Origin of the sequence: Propionivibrio soli (assembly GCF_025770765.1) — a bacterium.
Taxonomy (GTDB): Bacteria; Pseudomonadota; Gammaproteobacteria; order Burkholderiales; family Rhodocyclaceae; genus Propionivibrio; species Propionivibrio soli.
Genome location: NZ_JANZKY010000003.1, coordinates 40,951 through 58,969 on the forward strand (window position 1 = coordinate 40,951; position 18,019 = coordinate 58,969).

The following is an 18,019-nucleotide window of genomic DNA, read 5'->3' on the forward strand; positions in this document are numbered from 1 at the left end:
ATGCTGCGTTTCTCGCTGCTTCTTGCTGTGCTTACGTTTCCCGCTTTGGTCAGCGCGGCGGCGGTTTCCGTTCCGTGCGGCAGCTGGAACCCCCTGCTAGGCGATCTTCTGACCGTGCTCGCGTGAGGCGTGGAAGCCGACTTTGCTCCATTTTTCGCGCGTTACGTCAAGGTTGTAGCGCGTGCTGGCCAGGTACACCAGGTTGCCGTCCACGTCCTTCGCCATACGGTGTTGCTGCTCGCGCTCGAAATTCTTGCGTGTCGTCTCGTCGGGGAACGTGAGCCAGCGCGCCGTGTGGATGTCCGCGGCTTCGAAGATGGCGTCGACCTTGTATTCAGTCTGCAGGCGCTGGGCGACGACTTCGAATTGCAGCGTGCCGACGGCGCCCAATAGCAGGGCACCGGACGCGAGATTTTCGAAGACCTGGATCGCGCCTTCCTCACCGAGTTCCTGCAAACCCTTCTGCAGTTGCTTGCTCTTCAGCGGATCGCGCAGTCGTGCGCTGCGGAAGAGTTCCGGCGAGAAATAGGGAATGCCCTTGAAGCCGAGCGTTTCGCCTTCGGTCAACGTGTCGCCGATATGCAACTGGCCATGATTGTGGATGCCAATGATATCGCCGGCGACGGCGTCTTCCATGAGCACGCGTTCGTTGGCCATGAAGGTCAGCGCGTTGGCGAGCTTCATTTCGCGGTCCATGCGCACGTGCTTCACCTTCATCCCCGCGGTATAACGCCCTGAGCAGACCCGGAAAAAGGCGATGCGGTCGCGATGCTTCGGGTCCATGTTGGCCTGAATCTTGAACACGAAGCCGGTGAACGGCGCTTCCGCAGGCTCGACCATGCGCGTCCCGGCATCGCGAGATTGCGGCGGCGGGGCCCAGTCGATCAAAGCTTGCAGGATTTCTTGCACGCCGAAGTTGTTGATCCCCGAGCCGAAAAACACGGGCGTTTGCTGGCCGGCGACGAAATCCACGATATCAAACGGGCTGCTGGCGCTGCGGATCAGATCCACGTCCTCGCGCAGCTTGCCGACTTCGAGGGGGAAGTCGCGGTCGAGCAGCGGATTGTCGATGCCTTCGACCTTCTCGGCCTCGGTACGGCGTTCTTCGCCGGGCGCAAAGCGCAGCAGGCTGTCGCTGCCCAGGTGATAGACGCCGCGGAACGTCTTGCCCATGCCGATCGGCCACGTGATCGGCGCGCACTCGATGTTGAGCACTTCCTCGATTTCTTCGAGCAGGTCGAAGGGCTCGCGCACCTCGCGGTCGAGCTTGTTCACGAAGGTGATGATCGGTGTGTTGCGCATCCGGCACACATCGAGCAACTTGATCGTCTGCGCCTCCACGCCCTTGGCCGCGTCGATCACCATCACGGCCGCATCGACGGCAGTCAGCACGCGGTACGTGTCTTCGGAGAAGTCCTCGTGGCCGGGGGTGTCGAGCAGGTTGACCGTATGTCCCTGGTACTCGAACTGCATCACCGAACTCGTGACCGAGATACCGCGCTGCTTTTCCACCTCCATCCAGTCGGAGGTCGCGTGGCGCGCGCTCTTGCGGCTCTTCACCGTGCCGGCCAGCTGGATCGCGCCGCCGAAGAGCAGCAGTTTCTCGGTCAGCGTCGTTTTGCCGGCGTCCGGGTGGGAAATGATGGCAAACGTGCGCCGTTTCTGGACGTCGCGCAGAATGTCGGGCGGAAAAGGAAGCGAACTCATCGGTCAGTGTTCCACTGCACAAAAACGAAAGCCGCCTGATCGGGAAAAGACCCACGGGCGGCAAATCGGAACTATAGCAGACTCAGTGCTGGCGACCCAGACTCCCGGCCGGCGAGAGGGATGGACAAGAGCGAGATGGTAGGGCGGCCGAACGGTTATCAATTCGTAACAGACGGCCGCCATGATGCGCGAGCGGGGCGTTCAGGTTGAAGCCCCCATCTTTTTTCTCTCGATCCAGTGCCGCTATGGTCAATCGTCGGATGATTTTTGCCCTTGCTGTCGTGTGCCTGGCCGCGGTCGCGGTCGCCGGTTGGGCGACCGCTTGGCCGCCTGGCGGAGCCACACCGCAACAAGTCGTTCCCGCTACAGCCGTACCGACGGCCGCGTTGCCGTCCCTCTCGCCGAAAGACTTCGTTGCCGATTTGAAGGAGTCGCGGCTCGTCGCCTTATCGTTCATCTTCGCTGAGAACGACGACGCGGCCAGGAAAGCAGCCAGCCGGCTGGACCTCCTGGAGGTTTCGATGCGAGAACAGCTGGATGCTCTCCGGGCGGCAACGTCGGGTGAGAAGCAGCGGCGCATTCTTGACCAGGCCGGTGAAAGCCTGGCGTTCTTCGTTGACGCCGAGCAGCAGGCGCGGCGATTCAAGCAAGCAGGGAAACGTGAACTCGCCGAAGCTACCCTGTATGGCAACGTGGCGCCCTACGCCACCGAGCTGGAACAGATTCTCCATACGCTGGAGATCGAGCAGCGGCGGGAGCGGCCGGAATGACTGGCCACTGCCGAACGTCTCGCTTGACGGTACGGCGCAGGCCGTAATATCCGCCGGCTCTTCGGCTGACGGACGCCACTTGAGGTGGCTTTACGGACGCTGGCGGGACGATGTTCCGCACCGTCTTTGCGCTTCGACACTCAGCTCGCAGGGCGCCGTCTTCAACGCAAAAACACCGGATTCCCCTGAAACGTAGAGCCCACAAGGCATTAACGCTTGACCGGTCGCCCGAATCAACGCACGATGGCGCCTTGTTCCGGTACCTGCTTGGCGCCGCAGCGTTTTTTCGGTGCGGCAGGTGGTTTGAGTCCCGAATCGGTCATCGAGAAGCCGACGCGGGCAATAGCCGGAAATGTAGCGGGGGGTTGCAGTGGTGCGCGCTCAAGGCGCCAACGATGCGGCCGTTAATGTCCTCTCCTGTGTTCGGTTTCCTGGATGCGGGACAGAAGCGGCACACCTTTTCGTGTCGAATGGATTGTTCACGTTCAGCGGCGGAAAGAACCTGAATGGACCGGAACGTTTTTCGGTGGGATTCGTTAAAAACGAAAATTTCGCTCGCGACGCTCGGTATTTTTCTGCTCAGCCTGTGGTCGTTGTGGTTTTACGCCAGCCGCGTTCTGCTCGACGACATGCAGCGATTGCTCGGCGAGCAGCAACTGGCGACCGTATCGATGGTCGCCGCACAGATCAACAGCGATCTCGAACAGCGTCTTGAAGCCCTGGAAAAGGCGACGGAGCCGGTCGCCCGCTTGATGGAAAAGGGCCACGAGTCCGTGCAGTGGTTCATGACGCAACGCGTTGCCTTCCGCTCCATGTTCAACAACGGCGTCTATGCGATTGGCGCCAGCGGCAACGTAATTGCCGACACCGATCTCGAAGATGGAAGGTTGGGTACCCAACCGCTTGACGATGATCTGATGGCCCGGCTATTGCAACAAGGGAAGGCGACCATCGGACGACCCGCCGGCGAAGACAGAGACCGCGGTTCCATTTTCGTTATGGCCGTGCCTGTACGCGACGTAGCCGGTCGCATCGTCGGCGCCCTGGTCGGCGAAACGGATCTTGGCCTGCCGAACTTCCTCGAACGCGTGACGAACAGCCGCTACGGAAAGACAGGCGGCTATCTGATTCTTGCGCCCGAAGATCGTTCGGTCGTCGCGGCGACCGACAAATACAAGGTCGCGGAACATTTGCCCGAGCGGGGCAAACTGCCGTTGCTCGACCGGTTCCTCGACGGTAACGAGGGATCGGGGGTCGGCGTGAGTCCGCGCGGGATCGAAGTGCTCGTCTCGGCCAAACGTATCGCCGCCTCAGGTTGGTACGCGCTCGCCGCCTTGCCGACCGAGGAAGCGTTCGCGCCGATCCGCGATGTCGGACGGCGCATGCTGATCGCGACGATTCTCGCCACGCTCGCGTCCACGGCGCTCACGTGGTGGTTGACGCGCCGGCAGCTGGCGCCCTTGTTGGTGGCCGCCAAGACGCTGGTGACGATGGCGAAGACCGACAAGCGGCCGCAACACCTGTCCATCGTACGCAACGACGAGATCGGTCAGGTCATCGGCGGCTTCAATCAGCTCCTCGATACGCTCGACCAACGCGAAGCGCTGCTCAAACAAGTATTCGACACGTCGAGCGTGGCCATCTTCGTCATCGACATGAACGGTCGTATTGCGCAGGCCAACCAGCGCATGGCCGAGATGTTCGGCCTGCCGCTCGATCGGCTGGTCGGCTCCGAATACGCCTCCCTGGTTCACCCCTCGGAACGCGAAATGGGTCGTCGCAAGATGGCGGCCTTGCTGAACAGCGACGTCACGTCCGTGGACCTCGACCGGCACTACTGGCGTGGCGACAAGACGGATTTCTGGGGGCGGCTCACAGCCAAACGTTTTCACGACCCGTCCGGTCATGAACTCGGCCTTGTCGGGGTCATCGCCGACATCACGGTACGCCGCGAAGCGACGCAGGCACTGCTCAAGAGCAAACAGCAGTACGACAACCTCGCGGCAAAGATTCCGGTGGGCATCTACATCCTGCGCAGCACGGCCGAGGCACCGTTCCAGATCGTCTATGCCAGCCCGCGCATGGCGGAGATCCTCGGGCTTTCGGAAGAGACCCTGCTTGGCGACAGCAAGGCGATCCTGCGTTTGATCCATCCCGACGATTTTGGCAGCTTCATCGAGGCTGAACGCGATGCCGCGCGTTCGCGCCGGGCACTGGACTGGAATGGCCGTGTGGTGGTTGACGGCGAATTGAAGTGGCTCCACATCACCTCGTTCCCCGAGACGCAGGATAACGGCGACATCCTCTGGCATGGCTTGGTGACTGACATCACCGAGCGCAAGGAACACCAGAAACAGCTTGAACACATCGCGCACTACGACGTGTTGACCACGCTGCCCAACCGTGTGCTGCTCGCCGATCGCTTGCACCAGGCGATGACGCAGGAGCAGCGGCGCGGGTCCCGACTGGCCGTCGTCTATCTCGATCTCGATGGCTTCAAGGCGATCAACGACCGTCACGGACACGAAACCGGCGATCAACTGCTGATCGCCCTGGCGGCACGCATGAAGCGCACGCTGCGCGAAGGCGACACGTTGGCCCGGCTCGGCGGCGACGAGTTCGTGGCCGTGCTGCTCGACCTTGACGACGCCCTGGTCAGCGCGCCGACGCTGACCCGCCTGCTGGACGCGGCGGCTCAGCCGGTGCTCCTCGGCAACTCGTTGCTACAGGTGTCGGCGAGCCTCGGCGTGACCTTCTATCCGCAGACCGACGACGTCGATGCCGACCAGTTGCTGCGTCAGGCCGACCATGCGATGTACCAGGCCAAGCTCGCCGGCAAAAATCGTTACCACGTCTTCGATGCCGACCAGGATCGGCATCTACGCGGGCATCACGAGAGCGTCGAACGCATCCGGCACGCGCTGGCCGCCCGCGAGTTCGTCCTGTATTACCAGCCGAAAGTCAATTTGCGCCGGGGAACCGTCGTCGGCGCCGAAGCGCTGATCCGCTGGCAGCATCCACAGAAGGGCCTGCTTGCTCCTGGCGTCTTCCTGCCCGCGATTGAGAACCACGCGTTGGCCGTCGATATCGGCGAGTGGGTGATCGATACTGCCTTGACGCAGATGGAAGTGTGGCGAGCGCAAGGGCTGAACATCCCGGTCGGCGTGAACATCAGCGCGCGCCACCTCCAGGAGCCCGATTTCGTCGACCGCCTGCAGGGATTGCTCGCTGCGCACCCCGGCGTGCGCGCCAGCGACCTGTCGCTGGAAGTCCTGGAGACGAGTGCTCTAGAGGACGTCGACCGAGCCTCGCGGGTGATCGAAGCCTGCCGCGAAATCGGCGTCATGTTTGCGCTCGACGACTTCGGCACCGGCTATTCGTCGCTCACGTATCTCAAACGCCTGCCGGTAACGCAACTCAAGATCGATCAGAGTTTCGTGCGAGACATGCTGGATGACCCCGACGACCTGACCATCCTCGAAGGCGTGATCAGCCTGGCCGACGCGTTCCGCCGGCAGGTCATCGCGGAGGGGGTGGAAACGGTCGAGCATGGCGAACTCCTGCTGCAGCTTGGATGCGACCTGGCGCAGGGCTACGGCATCGCGCGGCCGATGGCCGCCGCCGATTTCCCGGCGTGGTCGGCCACGTGGCGCCCGGACATGGCGTGGCGCAACCTTGAACCGATCCACGAGGACGATCTTCCGCTGCTGTTTGCGAGTGTCGAGCACCGCGCCTGGGTGGTCGCGCTCGTCAACCATCTGCGTGGGGACGGGGCGCCGCCGCCACTCGACCATCATCAATGCCGGTTCGGCATCTGGGCGGACGGCGACGGGCGCTTGCGCTACGGCGATGCCCCGGCGTTCCAGGTGGTGCAGCGCATGCATCGCCACGCGCACGTTCTCGCACTCGAACTGTGCGATTTGCGGCGCGCCGGGCACGACAAGGAAGCCTTGGCAAGGGTCGACGAAATCTACAACCTGCGTGACACGCTGATTTCCAACGTCAACATGCTGATGCGCGGTCGCCGCAGCCTTGCCGTGGTGGGCGACGCCCACGTGCCGGCGCACCGGCGCGCCTAGCTGGCTGATCCGCAGCAATCAACGCCGACTTGATTGCGCGGGCTTGCGTTTCCTGCGGCTTAGGCGGCGCCTTGTTTCGGCTCGGAACCGGCCTGCGGTTCGAGATAAACCACTTCCCAAATGTGGCCGTCGAGGTCCTCGAACCCGTGGCCGTACATGAAACCGTGATCCTGCGCTTCCTTGTGCGCTTTGCCTCCAGCCCTCACCGCCTTCTCCACGATCGCGTCTACGGCGGCCCGGCTGTCGAGAGAGAGGCAGAGCAGGACCTCTGTCGTGCTCGTTGCGTCGGCGACGGCTTTCGGCGTGAAGGTCTGGAAGTGCTCACGCGTGAGCAGCATCGTGAAGACGTTCCCGGTGACGTTCATGCAGGCACCCGAGTCGTTCGTCCACTCGGGATTGAAGGTGAAACCCAGCGCCGTGAAGAAAGCGATCGAGCGCTGTAGATGGGCGACGGGAAGGTTGACGAAGACTTGGTTAACCACGGGAGGATCTCCAGGCGGTGAAAGTGTCAGCGGAAAAGATGCGGTGGCAGCGGCCTCTTGCTATGCCAGCAAGCCGCGGCGGTTCGGGGCGGCGGATAAAGAGCGATTAGGCGCCCTCGCCGCCGATCTTGCCGGATGCCGCGATGATTTCTTCAAGGCTGACGTCGCGAACGTGCGTGGCAATCGACCAACGGTGCCCGAACGGGTCTTCGATCTGGCCGTAACGGTCGCCCCAAAACATGTCGGCGACCGGCATCGTGATGCGGGCGCCGGCATCGACGGCTCGTTTGATCGTCTCGTCGACGTTCTCAACATAGAGATGGATGACGACAGGGCTTCCCTTCAACGCGAGCGGACCGAGGGTCCCGTGCTCGGGGTATTCGTCAACGAGCATCACGTGCGAATCGCCGATCTTGATCGACGCGTGCATCAGCCGCCCGTCGGGGCCGGGCAGCCTGGCCATTTCGGTGGCTCCGAACGCCTTTACGTAGAAGAGAATGGCATCGATCGCACTGTGGCAGACGAGATGCGGAGTCACGGTGTGCATGTCGCGCGGGATCGGGGGAACGTCGCTCATGGATATCTCCTTCGTTGAACGGGTGTTCAGGCGGGGCGCCGCGGCGTAACGATGGTGACGCTCTGAACGCAGAGGCGCATGCAATCGACAAGCGCGCGGGTACTTCGTTCAGTGACGAAGTACCGCGTCGGAGGGCCGCGGGTGCGGAGGGAATGCCTGAGGTGACGAGACTTCCGCCTGCAAATCGCTACCTGCCTTGAAAATCGCAAGGATGGGCTGGTCCGCAACTTTTATATTCGCTCCCTGTCGAACTTGACGACCTGAAGCGGCCGGCGTGGCCTGAGCAAGCCGAAAGCCTTGCGCGACGCCGAATACGGGGGAGACGTGGCGACGGAAATCCTGATCATCGACGACGAAGCGGCGCTGCGCGAAGTCGTCAGCTTCTACCTCAAGCGGGCCGGTTACGTGGTGCATACAGCGCCCGACGGTGACGCCGGCCTGGAAACCTGCCGTCGCGTGCAGCCGGATATTGTCCTTTGCGACCTGCGCATGCCGGGAATGGACGGCCTCGAAGTGCTGGCTTCGCTGGCGGCGGAATTCCCGGAAATGCCGGTGATCCTTGTCTCCGGCATGGGCGGGCTGGCTGATGCCATCCAAGCCTTGAAACTCGGTGCCTGGGATTACGTCACCAAGCCGATCGAGGACTTCGCCGTGCTCGATCATGCGATCGGCAAGGCGCTCGAGCGCGCGGGCCTGCGTGCGGAGAACCGCGCGTACCGGGAACACCTCGAGAAGGCCAACGCCGAGCTTGAGCGCAGCCTGCGCCGTCTGCGTGAGGATGAAACGGCCGGCCGCAACATTCAGTTCCGCTTGCTTCCTGAAGCGCGGGCCGTTTTCCGCGACGGAAAGAGCGATTCGGCATTTGAATGCAGCCACCATCTGCTGACCTCGGCGATTCTGAGTGGCGATTTTGTCGACTACTTCGATATCGACGGCGAGCGGTTCGGCTTCTACATGGCCGACGTTTCCGGCCACGGCGTTTCCTCGGCATTCATCACCGTGTTGCTCAAGAGCTACATGGCCCGATATGTGCAGCGCAACCGGCAACAGGGCGATCCGACGATCCTCGATCCGGCCGCCGTGCTCACCGGCTTGAACCGCGACATTCTGTTCGACGGCCACGGGAAGTTTCTTACCATGTTCTACGGTGTTCTCAATCCGGCGCAGGGACGGCTCGAGTTCGCCAATGGCGGGCAGTTTCCGTTCCCCATCCTCTTCGATGGCCAGGAAACGCGGCTGCTCGGCGGCAAGAGCCCGCCCGTCGGCTTGTTCGACGATGCCACGTACCGTACGCAAACGCTCGATATCCCATCGGCGTTTTCACTGACGCTGTTCTCGGACGGCATATTGGAGACGTTGCCGCAGGCGGGCCTCGCTGATAAGCAGAATGCGCTGCACTGCCTGGCCCGCGGCGACGGACACGATGCCGCGGCCTTTGCCCGTTCGCTCAATCTCGACGACAAGACGCCGCCGCCAGACGACATCAGCATTCTCAACGTGAGAAGACTGGCGGCCTGATGAATCAAGGAAAAGTGTCCTACGCGGAACAGGACGGCAACTGCGTGATCCGTTGCGAGGGCGTCATCAACTACACGCTCGGTCCGGCGCTCGACCGTTTTCTCGACGAGCTGTTCGCGCGCGGCGAATGCCGGGGGATCATTGTCGACTTGACGCATGTCGACTCGATCGACAGCACGGGACTTGGCTTGCTGGCGCGCATCGCCAAGTATCAGCGACAGCGGGACGGCAGCAAGCCCCTGATGTTCTCGGTACATCAGGACGTCAACACGGTGCTCAAAAGCATCTGCCTTGACGAAGTGTTCGTCTTGCTCGAACAGACACCGATCGCCGTGGAGGGCCGGACACTTACCCCCGGCAACCCTTCGGAGACCGAGTTGGCGAGAACGATCCTGGAAGCGCATCGCTTATTGAGCGAGCTGAACGAAAACAACCGGGCGATGTTTCGCGACGTCGTCGAGGCGTTCGAGCGGGATCTGGGCCAGCGATGACGAAGACGGCGGCGGCCGAGCAAGATGCGGTTCTGGCGGCGCTGCACGCCGAACTCGCCGTCGCCCGTGAATCCGAGCAGCGGTATCAGGGCTTGGTGGAGGCAGCGCCGGACGCCATGGTCGTGGTCGATCAGGCGGGGAACATCGTGCTCGTGAATCGGCAAAGCGAGACGCTCTTCGGCTATGACCGGTCCGAACTCGTCGGGCGGCCGGTCGAGATCCTCCTGCCCGCCCGGCATCAGTCGCGTCATCTCGAACACCGCGGTGGGTACGTTCATGCGCCCGGCGTACGCCCGATGGGAAGCGGTCTCGATCTGACAGCGCGACGCAAAGACGGAAGCGAAGTCCCGGTGGAAATCAGCCTCAGCCCGCTGCGCACGGCATCGGGCCTGCTCGTTTCGGCCGCGATCCGCGACATATCCGAACGGCATGCCGCCCAGCAAGCGTTGCGCGAAGCGCGCGATCTGCTCGAACGGCGCGTGCAGGAGCGCACCGCCGAGCTGGAACAGGCAAACGCGGCACTGCAGTCAAGCGAGGCCAAACTGCGGCTGATCACCGACAACATGCCGGCCGGCATGGCCTACATCGACGCCAGCGAAACCTACCTCTACCACAATCAAACTTTTGCCGACTGGCTTGGGCTGCCAGGCCACCGGATTGACGGGCACAAGGTTCGAGAGGTCGTCGGCGAAACGGTCTACGCCGAGATCAAAGGCAAGCTGCAACAGGTTCTGTGTGGCAAACCGGTGCGCTTCGAACGTGAGCAAAAACACGCCAACGGCGAGGTGCGGCGCTGGACCGTACGCTACTCACCGCATTTCGGGGAACACGGCGGCGTCGACGGCTGCATGGCGATGCTCACCGACATCACCGAGCATCGGCAGGCGGAGCAGGCCCTGCAACAGGCGCAGAAGATGGAGGCTGTGGGGCAGCTCACCGGCGGCGTCGCCCACGACTTCAACAACCTGCTCACGGTGATCATGGGCAATTTGCAGATCCTCGCCAGCGAAGTGCGCGACTCGCCGCTCGCCCGTGAGCTGATCGAGGCGGCGACCAAGGCAGCGCGCCGTGGCGCCGAGCTCAACCGAACCCTGCTTGCGTTTTCGCGCAAGCAACGGCTGGCGCCGACGCTGGTCGACTTCAACGAGCTGATCTCCGGCATGGCGGGTATGTTGCGGCGGACGCTCGGCGAGCAAATACAGATCGTCGTCGCGCCCGGACCGGGTTCGTTGCGAGCCGTAGCCGACGCGGGCCAACTGGAGACGGTGCTGCTCAACCTCGCCGTTAACGCCCGCGACGCGATGCCGCAAGGCGGCAAGCTGACGATCGAGACGGCGCCCGCGTACCTCGACGAGCACTATGCCGCGCGAGAGATCGACGTCGCCCCGGGTCCGTACGCGATGCTCGCGGTATCCGATACCGGAGTGGGCATGACGCCGGATGTGAGGTTGCGCGCCTTCGAGCCGTTCTTTACCACCAAGGATACGGGAAAGGGCAGTGGGCTCGGCCTGGCGATGGTCTATGGATTCGTCAAACAATCGGGCGGACACATCAAGATCTACAGCGAACCGGGTCACGGGACGACGGTCAAGCTATACCTGCCCACGAGCAGCGACAAGCACGATCAGGGCGCTCCTCCGGCTCCCGAACCGCCGCAACCGCGAGGCAGCGAGACGATACTCGTCGTCGAGGACGAAGGAGACGTGCGCGCTTTGGTTTGCCGCCTGCTGGCCGGGCTCGGTTATCGCGTGCTGACGGCGGTTGATGGCCAGCAAGCGCTTGAGATTCTCGATCGGGAACCGGCGATCGACTTGCTGTTCACGGACGTTGTCCTGCCCGACGGCGTGAATGGTCCCGACGTGGCGCGCAAGGCGCAGGCGCATGGCCGAGCCATCAAGGTGCTCTATACTTCCGGGTATACGGGTAATGCCATTCAGCAACTGGACGCCGTGACCGCCGAAGTGCGGCTGATCAGCAAGCCGTACCGGATCGAGGAGTTGGCAAGCAAGGTACGCCACGCGCTCGACGGCGCTCCGGACTGATCGGTTCAGGGGACGAGCGTCCGGGCCGGAGCGGCGCCGTTTTCGACGCGCCCGCCATAGCGAGTGCGCATCGGTTTTTGGGGTTCGGCACCTTCCGCCGCCCCATGAGGGAGATTGACATGTTGAAGCTGGGAGCCGCGTTCGCGGCGTTATGCATCTGGGCGGGCGCTGTGTGGGCGCAGGCCGACGCCATTGGTTACGTGAAGACCGTCCAAGGCGGCGCGAGCGTGTCTGTCGGAGGCCGCGCACAACCCGCTCAGCCTGGGACGCCGCTGTACGTGGGTGCCGTCCTGCGGACGGACAAGGACGGTAGCCTGGGCGTCACCTTCAAGGACAACACCATCATGTCGCTCGGTCCCGATACCGAAATCACCGTTGACGAGTACCTATTCTTGCCGGGAAGCGGCGAACTCAAGCTGGGTGCGAACATGCTCCGCGGGACGCTCAACTACATTTCCGGTTTGATCGCCAAACTCAAGCCGGAGGCCGTTTCGCTGAAAACGCCCAAGGGCATCATCGGCGTTCGCGGCACGCATTTCCTGGCCAAAGTGGAAGAATGAAGCCCGTGGAGGGCCTCGTAGGAGAGAACCGCTGCCGGCGCTGGCTGGCGCTGATCGCTGTCGTCATCGGGGTCACGGGCTGCGCTTCCGGACGGTCGTACGTTGTGCTGGTCCCGGACGAAGACGGAACGACCGGTCGCGTATCCGTCTCTGGCGCCAAGGGAACGACCTGGCTCGATAAGCCGAACGAAGGCACGGTGATCGGTGCGCCGGCGGGCGAGAAGTTCGTGGTGGCCAAGGAGAGCCTCACCAAGGAGTTCGGGCCGGCGCTCGCCGCCACGCCGATGAAGCCGATTACCTTCCTGTTCTACTTCGAGACCGGCCGCGTGACGCTGACCCGGGAATCCGAAGCCAGCGTGCCGTCGGTTCTCGATGCCATCCGCAAACGACCGGCGCCCGACATATCGATCGTTGGTCACACCGACACGGTCGGCAAGAATGAAGACAATGTCGCCCTCGGCTGGGGTCGGGCGCGTTTCGTCGCCCGGCTGTTCGAGAGCAACCGCATCGGGACGGATCGCATCTCGATCGAATCGCACGGCGAGAAAAACCTCCTCGTTCCCACGCCGGACAACACCGACGAGCCGCGCAACCGGCGCGTCGAGATCATGGTGCGCTAAGCGCCTTTCTCCGCCCTTCTTACTTCTCCGTCATCACGATCAGATCCCCGGTCTTGCCGGAACGCAGCCGCTCCAGGTGAAGAGCCACGAGGGGATCGTCGTTGCGCGAAGCGGCCAGCCATTCGAAAGCGGAGAGTGCGTCGGGGGACTCTGCGCGCATCAGATCGAATGCGCAGCGGTAATCGGTATCCGGGCCGTTGCCCGTGACCGGGTCGAGCGGTTCGAACACGGTGAGCGGCTGCTGCTTGCCTTTGAGTACTACGCGTCCGACGGGCCGGGCCGGCCATTCCGGGCAGCCGGCGAGCGTTGCCGCCGAGACGCAGATGCGCGTGCCCAGATATTTGTTGACGCCTTCCAGCCGGGACGCTGTGTTCACCGGATCGCCGAGCGGCCGGTAGTCGAAGATCGTGTTGCCACCGAAGTTGCCGACGATCACTTCACCCGTGTGCACGCCGATTCGCGTTTGTCCGAAGGCGATCCCGCCGTTCTGACAATCCTCGGCGTATTGCCGTGCGAAACGCTGCATTTCGAGTGCGCAGGCGAGCGCCCGCGGCTGATGGTCGGGCTGAGGCACCGGCGCCGAGAACATGATGACGACGGCGTCGCCTGCGATGCGGCTCAGCGTTCCCTGGTGCGCGAAGGCGATCGAGATCATGCGGTCGAGATAGCCGTTGAGCATGTCGACGGCCTCGCCCGGGTCCATCATCTCAAGCAACGGCGTGAAGTCGGCGAGATCGGTGAATACGAAGCTGCATACCTGCCGGCGCCCGCCGAGTTCGAGCATTTCGGGGTGTGCGATGAGGTGGTCGACGAGGTTAGGCGACACGTAGCGGGAGAACGCCTCGCGTACCCAGCGTTGCCGCTTTTCGCTGAAGCGGTGCCGCGCGAAGCCGGCGATGGCGTACGTGCCGATCAAGGCGATCGTTGGGTTGCCGGCATCGAGGAGCAAGCCGCTGCCGGAAAAGGCCTGCCACGCACTTGCCCAGAGCAAGGCGAGCGTAGCGGCAATCGCCGCGAGCGAGACGACGGCGCCGTACCCTAGCGTGACGACAGTGACGCAAAGGCCGCCGATGACAATGATCAGTAACTCCAGGGTCGCTGCCCAGGATGGTCGGCTGATGCCGGTTCCGGTGAGAATCTGCTCCAGGATCTGAGCGTGCATTTCCACGCCGGGCACGACGCCGCCCATCGGGCTGAAGCGCAGGTCCATCAGACCTTGCGCCGACGTACCGATGAGCAGGATGCGTCCGGCCAGATTCTGAGCGGGCACCGCTCCCGTAAAGAGCTTCCAGGCGGGTATGTAGCGGCTGGCCTCGGGTTTCGTGTAATGGATCCATACTTCCCCGGCCGGTGTGGTGTGTGCCAGGCGACTGCCAATGCGAATCGATTCGAGACCGACGCCTGCATCGGGTACCGTGCGCGTCGTGTAATTGAGTTCGCCTTCCGCCACTCGCAGCGCTTCGGCAGAGAGCGAGGGAAGCAGTTCATCGCCGAGTCGGACGACGAGTGGCGCTCTCCTCACGACACCGTCGGCATCGGGGAAGAACGCGATCGAGCCGTTGCCAGCCGCGGCCTTTTCCAGCGCGGGCAACGAGCGCAAGGCATCCGGCAAGGCGTGTACATACCGCTGCGGCGCTTCGCCGACCGTGACGTAGCGTGCCGGCGTATGCGGCATTCCCGAGCTGGGGCGCGAACGGCCGGTGGCAAAGCCGAGAACGACCTTGCCGCGGCGGATGGCACGACTCAGGACTTCGTCGTGATCGGGCAGGGCGGCGATTTCCCCCTCGATCGCCGGCGGCGCGTTCCACAGCCTGAGCATGGCGCGCGGCGACGTACGATCGGGTTCGGCAAAGAGAACATCGAAGGCGATGGCGGCCGCTCCCGCCTCCTGAAGGCGTGCAACGAGTTCGGCGACGCGCGTACGCGGCCACGGCCATTGTCCGAGGCGGCGCAGGCTTTCGTCGTCGATATCGACGATGCGCACCGACGTGTCCTGATAGGCGCGTGGCTGCCAGCGCTGAAACTGGTCGAAGGTCGCGTTGCGCACCATCTGTGCCGGGACCGGATCGAGGACGCTGATGGCGACCCCGGTGACAATGACCGCCAACGCCAGGAAAGCGCCCAGTTTCAGCCGCCTCAGGCGACCGAGCAGATGGTCAGACGGAGGTAGCGCGGGCCGTGTCCAGGACGAATTGCCATTCATGACTTCTCGGCGACGGTTTTCGTTCATGGGCGGAATCGTCTCGCGGGCCTCTCATTGATGCGGCGTTCGGTAGCGCGCCTTGTTCGAGCCGCCACCGAATAAGAGCACAGCCTAGGCGCGGTCGGCAAGATCGGCGAGAAAGCGGTCCAGATGCCCCGCGAACACCTGGCGTTCTGCCTGTGTCATCGCCGGCGGTCCGCCGGTCTGCACGCCGCTGGCGCGCAGGTTGTCCATGAAGTCACGCATGTTGAGCAGCGGGCGGATGTTCTCCGCGGAATACCATTCGCCGCGGTGGCTGAGAACGCGCGCTCCCTTTTCGATGACTTCGGCAGCCAGCGGCAGGTCGCAGGTGATCACAAGGTCGCCCGCGGCGACGCGTTTGGCGATCTCGTTGTCCGCGACGTCGAAACCGGCGGCCACGTGAATCGTACGGATGAAAGGCGAAGGCGGCACGCGTAGCGGCTGGTTGGCGACCAGAACGACGGCTTCGCGGGCGCGTACGGCCGCACGGAAGAGGATTTCCCGGATGACCTTGGGACAGGCGTCGGCGTCAACCCAGATGGTCATCAGATCAGCCGGCGCTGCATGAGCTCATCCTTCAGCCAGGCATAGCAGAACGGTGCCGCCACCAGGCCCGGGATGCCGAGCGCGCTTTCCATGACCAGCATGGCGGTGAGCAGTTCCCACGCCTTGGCACGGATTTGTCCGCCGACGATACGCGCGTTGAGAAAGTACTCGAGCTTGTGAATGATGACGAGAAAGGCGAGCGACGAAAGCGCGGCTGCCGGCGACTGCGCGAGGCTGACCGTCACGACGACGGTGTTGGAAATCAGGTTGCCGACCACAGGGAGCAGGCCGACGACGAAGGTCACCGCGATCATCGTCTTTACGAGCGGCAGCGAAACGCCGAATGACGGTAGGACAACCGCGAGGTAGATGGCGGTAAATGTGGTGTTGATCGCCGAGATGCGCACTTGGGCGAATACGATGCGGCGGAACGCCTCGGCGAGCCGGCGGAAACGCTCGACAAGCGCGTGCGCCAGCGGGCCGCCCGTATCGTCGTCGAACGCCCATTCGCGCATCGACACCATGGCGCCAATGACCATGCCGATCACGAGGCGAGCGAGCATCTGCCCGGTCTCCTTGCCGATGCGCTGCAGTTCGGCGGCATGCTCGCGCAGCCACTGGCTCATCGCCTCGCGCAAGCTATCCGTCGTCCTTGGCAGATAGTCAGCGATCCAGGTCGGCAGGTGCGCGCGGGATGTCTCCACGACGTCAGCCATCTTGCCGAGCAGGGCGGACAGACTGCCGCCCTCGCTCTTGACGAAAGCGACTACGCCGAAAACGCCGGCGCCGATGGCGGCCACCACGACGAACACGACGAGGCCGACGGCGACTCCTTTGGCGCAGCGATTCGACAGGCGCCGAGCAAACAGCGGAAAGATCGCGTGCACGAGTTCATAGATGAGCAAACCGGCGATCAAGGCCGGCAGCAGATGGAACAGGAGCACGAACAGCATGCCGAGCGCCGCGAGAACCCAGGCAGCGTATTCGTGAACGGTGGGAGGACTTGTTCTTCTCATTCTCGGGAACTCTTCTGAAGCCGTCATTTAACTTGAAAACCCTACTGGCGAACAGTATGCCCGCCGGATCGTCGTATCTCGCTTCCGCGGCGTTTTCGTGTGGAAATCCGCATGCCTGGCTATCTGCCTCACGATTCCATGGTTGCCCGTCTTAGCCATGAGGTCGCGGCCTTGCCTGCCGTCAGGCCGCTGGCGAGACAGGCACTGAGGAGGTAGCCTCCGGTAGGCGCTTCCCAGTCGAGCATCTCGCCGGCGCAGAACACGCCGGGCATGGCGCGCAGCATCAAGCCCTCATCGAGCGCTTCGAAGCTTACACCGCCCGCACTGCTGATCGCCTCGTCGAGCGGACGCGGGGCGATTAGCCGTAACGGCAAAGCCTTGATGCCTTGAGCGAGTTTGTCAGAGTCGAGCAGGTCGGCGCGCGACAGGCGCTCATGCAGCAGGGCTACCTTCACTCCCTTCAACCCAAGCCGGCTTTGCAGGTGGCTGGACAACGAGCGCGAGCCGCGCGGATGCGAGGTTTCGCCGGCGACCCGTTCCAGCGTGTATTCCGGCAGCAGGTCGAGGAAAAGTTCAGCGTAGCCATCACGTTCGATGGCGTTACGCAAAGGCGCCGACAGCGCGTAAACCGCCCCGCCTTCTATGCCGTCTGCCGTGATAATGATTTCGCCTCGCCGGTACTGCGACCCTGTTTGGCCGGCGAAGGCGAGGGCGACGTTCTTTACCGGTTGGCCGGCGAAGCGTTCGCGGAAATAGGGGCTCCATGCAACGTCAAAGCCGCAGTTGGCGGGGCGCAAAGGCATGATCGGTACGCCGAGGGCGGCCAAATCCCCCACCCAACGGCCGTCGGAGCCGAGTTTGCTCCAACTGCCGCCGCCGAGCGCGAAAACCACGGCGTCGGCATCCACTCTGGTTGTGCCGTCCGGGGTTTCGAACACGAGCCGGTACGGCCCGCCCGGTGCCTTCTCCAGACCGGCCCAACGATGACGCACGTGAAAGCGAACGCCGGTTTGCCGCAAACGATGCTGCCAGGCGCGAAGCAGGGGCGCCGCCCGCATTCCGGCCGGGAAGACGCGGCCCGACGACCCGACGAAACTGTCGACCCCAAGGCCGTGCATCCACTGCCGTATGGCTTGCGGGCCGAACGTTCCCAGCAACGGCGCAATCCGTTCCCGGCGCTCGCCGTAGCGATCGAGAAACGCGGCATAGGGCTCGCTGTGCGTGATGTTCAGCCCGCCTTTGCCGGCCATCAGGAACCTGCGTCCGACCGAGGGCATCCGATCGAAGACGTGAACTTCGATGCCGGCCGCGCCCAATGCTTCGGCGGCCATCAGCCCGGCCGGACCGCCCCCGACGATGGCAACACGCGGATTTTCAGAGGCCACGT

At 63.5% G+C, this 18,019-nt stretch carries 14 protein-coding genes; 7 read left to right on the forward strand and 7 right to left on the reverse strand.

What is annotated here, in order from left to right; translation table 11 throughout:
- Positions 1-96: 96 nt before the first annotated feature.
- Complete coding sequence (locus tag NZ453_RS03915; RefSeq protein WP_263769069.1) at positions 97-1,707, reverse strand: peptide chain release factor 3; 1,611 nt, start codon at positions 1,705-1,707, stop codon at positions 97-99.
- Positions 1,708-1,967: 260 nt separating this feature from the next.
- Here NZ453_RS03915 and NZ453_RS03920 point away from each other — a divergent pair, with 260 nt between their 5' ends.
- Entirely contained in the window at positions 1,968-2,477 is a 510-nt protein-coding gene (locus NZ453_RS03920) for a hypothetical protein (protein ID WP_263769071.1), read from the forward strand.
- Positions 2,478-2,983: 506 nt separating this feature from the next.
- On the forward strand, positions 2,984-6,556 hold the full coding sequence (locus tag NZ453_RS03925; RefSeq protein ID WP_263769072.1) for an EAL domain-containing protein: 3,573 nt from the start codon (positions 2,984-2,986) through the stop codon (positions 6,554-6,556).
- Between the two features lie 59 nt (positions 6,557-6,615).
- Here the strand turns inward: NZ453_RS03925 and NZ453_RS03930 are convergent, their stop codons facing one another.
- Complete coding sequence (locus NZ453_RS03930) at positions 6,616-7,038, reverse strand: VOC family protein (protein ID WP_263769073.1); 423 nt, start codon at positions 7,036-7,038, stop codon at positions 6,616-6,618.
- A gap of 106 nt (positions 7,039-7,144) precedes the next feature.
- Entirely contained in the window at positions 7,145-7,615 is a 471-nt protein-coding gene (locus tag NZ453_RS03935) for a VOC family protein (RefSeq protein ID WP_263769074.1), read from the reverse strand.
- 324 nt (positions 7,616-7,939) lie between these two features.
- On the opposite strand from NZ453_RS03935, the gene NZ453_RS03940 reads away from it, so the two are divergent.
- From NZ453_RS03940 to NZ453_RS03960, 5 genes are all read left to right on the forward strand, one after another.
- A complete protein-coding gene (locus NZ453_RS03940; RefSeq protein WP_263769075.1) occupies positions 7,940-9,133 on the forward strand; it encodes a SpoIIE family protein phosphatase in 1,194 nt (397 codons plus the stop codon).
- Positions 9,133-9,624 carry an STAS domain-containing protein gene (locus NZ453_RS03945; protein WP_263769076.1) on the forward strand — a complete coding sequence of 164 codons (492 nt, stop codon included), beginning with the start codon at positions 9,133-9,135 and terminating at the stop codon, positions 9,622-9,624. The genes NZ453_RS03940 and NZ453_RS03945 overlap by 1 nt, the downstream gene beginning before the upstream one ends.
- Positions 9,621-11,666 carry a hybrid sensor histidine kinase/response regulator gene (locus NZ453_RS03950; RefSeq protein WP_263769077.1) on the forward strand — a complete coding sequence of 682 codons (2,046 nt, stop codon included), beginning with the start codon at positions 9,621-9,623 and terminating at the stop codon, positions 11,664-11,666. The genes NZ453_RS03945 and NZ453_RS03950 overlap by 4 nt, the downstream gene beginning before the upstream one ends.
- A 119-nt stretch (positions 11,667-11,785) precedes the next feature.
- Complete coding sequence (locus tag NZ453_RS03955; protein WP_263769078.1) at positions 11,786-12,226, forward strand: FecR family protein; 441 nt, start codon at positions 11,786-11,788, stop codon at positions 12,224-12,226.
- Positions 12,223-12,846 (forward strand): OmpA family protein, encoded by a 624-nt coding sequence (locus tag NZ453_RS03960; protein WP_263769079.1) that lies wholly within the window; start codon positions 12,223-12,225, stop codon positions 12,844-12,846. Before NZ453_RS03955 ends, NZ453_RS03960 begins: the two co-directional genes overlap by 4 nt.
- Positions 12,847-12,865: 19 nt before the next feature.
- Here NZ453_RS03960 and NZ453_RS03965 read toward each other — a convergent pair whose 3' ends face one another.
- The 4 genes from NZ453_RS03965 to NZ453_RS03980 all read right to left on the reverse strand — a co-directional run bounded on the left by NZ453_RS03965 (position 12,866) and on the right by NZ453_RS03980 (position 18,017).
- Positions 12,866-15,076 (reverse strand): CHASE2 domain-containing protein, encoded by a 2,211-nt coding sequence (locus NZ453_RS03965; RefSeq protein ID WP_263769081.1) that lies wholly within the window; start codon positions 15,074-15,076, stop codon positions 12,866-12,868.
- Between the two features lie 84 nt (positions 15,077-15,160).
- Complete coding sequence (locus NZ453_RS03970; RefSeq protein WP_263769082.1) at positions 15,161-15,616, reverse strand: YaiI/YqxD family protein; 456 nt, start codon at positions 15,614-15,616, stop codon at positions 15,161-15,163.
- Entirely contained in the window at positions 15,616-16,632 is a 1,017-nt protein-coding gene (locus NZ453_RS03975) for an AI-2E family transporter (RefSeq protein WP_263769083.1), read from the reverse strand. Before NZ453_RS03975 ends, NZ453_RS03970 begins: the two co-directional genes overlap by 1 nt.
- A gap of 128 nt (positions 16,633-16,760) precedes the next feature.
- Positions 16,761-18,017, reverse strand: coding sequence for a TIGR03862 family flavoprotein (locus NZ453_RS03980; RefSeq protein WP_263769085.1), 1,257 nt, complete (start codon positions 18,015-18,017; stop codon positions 16,761-16,763).
- Positions 18,018-18,019: the final 2 nt, after the last annotated feature.